We start from the raw sequence: 1,951 nt of genomic DNA, 5'->3' as shown, positions 1-1,951 counted from the left end.
CGCGCCGATCTCAATGCCAATCGCGGCAACCGGCCCAAGCTGACCATGCTGCCGCTGATGATCGTCGCGATCTGCAAGTCGATCCCCGACTTCCCGATGATCAACGCGCGCTATGATGACGAGGCGGGCGTGGTGACGCGCCACGGTTCGATCCATCTCGGCATGGCGACCCAGACGCCGGCCGGCCTGATGGTGCCGGTGATCCGCGACGCGCAGGACCTGAACGTCTGGCAGCTTGCGAGCGAGATCGGCCGGCTCGCCGAGGCAGCACGCACGGGCAAGGCGAAGAGCGAGGAGCTCAGCGGCTCCACGCTCACCATCACCTCGCTCGGCCCGCTCGGCGGCATCGCGACGACACCGGTGATCAACCGGCCCGAGGTCGCGATCATCGGCCCGAACAAGATCGTCGAGCGCCCCGTCTTCCGCGGCGACGACATCGTCCGTGCCAAGCTGATGAACCTCTCGATCAGCTGCGATCACCGCGTCGTCGATGGGTGGGATGCGGCAAGTTACGTCCAGGCGCTCAAGAAATATCTCGAGACGCCAGTGCTGCTCTTTTCCGATGATAGAAAGGGATCGGCATGACGACCGATTATAGTGACCGCGACGGCGTCATCTGGTTTGATGGCGAGATCATCCCCTGGCGTGATGCAAAGATTCACTTCCTGACTCACTCCCTTCATTACGGCAGTGCCGTTTTCGAAGGCGTACGCGCTTATGGCGGCCGGATATTCAAGCTGCACGAACACACGCAGCGCCTGATCGAGGGAGCCCGCATCCTCGGCTATCGCATCCCTTACAGCGCGGAGGCGATCAATGCTGCTTGCAATCAGGTCATCGCACTGAACGGGCTGACAGACTGTTATTTGCGGCCCGCCGCGTGGCGGGGATCGGACAAGGTCGGGCTTTCTCCGGGTGGCGCGAGGATTCATGTCGCAATCGCGACCTGGGAATGGCCATCCTATTTCTCCCCCGAGCAGCGGATGAAGGGTATCCGGCTTCAGCACTCGTCATGGCGCAGACCCGCACCGGACACGGCGCCGACCCAGGCCAAGGCATCAGGGCTCTATCAAATCTGCACCATGGCGAAGCAGCAGGCAGAGGCGGAAGGCTATGATGATGCGCTGATGCTCGACTATCGCGGCTTGATAGCGGAGGCCACCGGTGCGAACATTTTCCTCGCGATCGACGGGAAGCTCCACACGCCCACCCCTGATTGCTTCCTGAATGGCATCACCCGCCAGACAGTAATTGCCCTGGCGCGAGAAGATGGCATCGACATTGTTGAACGCCAGATCGAACCCGCGGAGCTGGAGCGCGCAAGCGAGGTTTTTCTGACCGGTACCGCGGCCGAGATCACGCCGGTTGGTGAGATCGGCGGTCTGCGCTTCACCCCGGGCCCACTGACCCGGCGAATGATCGATCGGTATTCGGTGCTCACCACAGGCCGCTGACGCGGCGATGCCCCTTTTGACGGCGGACCCTATATGACTGACCAGATTCTGGACTTCGCCCTAGGCGAGAATGCGGACATGATCCGCGACGTGACCCAGCGCTTCGCCAGCGAGCAGATCGCCCCGCTGGCCGCAAAGATCGACGCCGAGGACTGGTTCCCCAGGGAGCTATGGCCGGCGATGGGCGAGCTCGGCCTGCACGGCATCACCGTCGAGGAGGAGTTCGGTGGGCTCGGCCTCGGCTATCTCGAGCATGTCATCGCCTGCGAGGAAGTCAGCCGCGCCTCCGCCTCGATCGGCCTCAGCTACGGCGCGCATTCCAACCTGTGCGTCAATCAGATCCGTCGCTGGGCGAACCCGGAGCAGAAGGCGAAGTATCTGCCCAAGCTCGTTTCGGGCGAGCATGTCGGCAGCCTCGCCATGTCTGAAGCCGGTGCCGGCTCGGACGTCGTCTCGATGAAGCTTCGCGCCGAAGAGACCGATACCGGCTATGTGCC

The 1,951-nt window shown here is 63.0% G+C and carries 3 protein-coding genes; all 3 read left to right on the top strand.

Going from position 1 to position 1,951, the window contains the following annotated elements:
• Positions 1 to 585 (top strand): dihydrolipoamide acetyltransferase family protein (locus AC1DT7_RS24135; protein ID WP_478038857.1); only part of this gene is annotated, 585 nt, incomplete at its 5' end.
• Positions 582 to 1,454 carry a branched-chain amino acid aminotransferase gene (locus AC1DT7_RS24130; protein WP_478038855.1) on the top strand — a complete coding sequence of 291 codons (873 nt, stop codon included), beginning with the start codon at positions 582 to 584 and terminating at the stop codon, positions 1,452 to 1,454. The genes AC1DT7_RS24135 and AC1DT7_RS24130, both read left to right, overlap by 4 nt.
• 33 nt (positions 1,455 to 1,487) lie before the next feature.
• Positions 1,488 to 1,951, top strand: a 464-nt coding sequence (locus AC1DT7_RS24125; RefSeq protein ID WP_478038853.1) for an acyl-CoA dehydrogenase family protein, incomplete at its 3' end; no start/stop codon positions are given.

The sequence above is a fragment of the Sphingomonas sp. P3_C6 genome (assembly GCF_056402595.1).
Note: the sequence above shows the minus strand (reverse complement) of the source record. Positions and strands in the feature narration are given on the sequence as shown.